The 241-nt window shown below is 52.3% G+C and carries 1 pseudogene; it reads left to right on the top strand.

Features of this window, described 5'->3' with window-relative positions:
• Positions 1–122, top strand: a pseudogene (locus SJH88_RS19620) (IS110 family transposase); the annotation flags it as partial.
• Positions 123–241 lie beyond the last annotated feature (119 nt).

Below are 241 nucleotides of genomic sequence, written 5' to 3'. Positions count from 1 at the left end.
CTGCGGCCTTGGTTGCTCCATATCGCATGCAAGGCAAAGGCGGCAAGAATGATGCCAATGATGCGGCTGCCATCTGCGAAGCTGCCAGCCGCCCACAGATGCGCTTTGTGTCCATTAAATCAGAAGTGGTTCCAGTTTTTTGAACAGCTAGCTAAGCGAGATCTTTCCCCGTAAAAATGACCTGACAACAGGCCGAACCTGGAGAGATCTATGACCATCAAATCCCGACGCAAGCACAGCC

Source organism: Comamonas sp. GCA5, from assembly GCF_036541385.1.
GTDB classification, from domain to species: Bacteria; Pseudomonadota; Gammaproteobacteria; order Burkholderiales; family Burkholderiaceae_C; genus Comamonas; species Comamonas aquatica.
The sequence above is the reverse complement of the archived record's forward strand: the minus strand, read 5'-3'. Positions and strand labels throughout refer to the sequence as shown.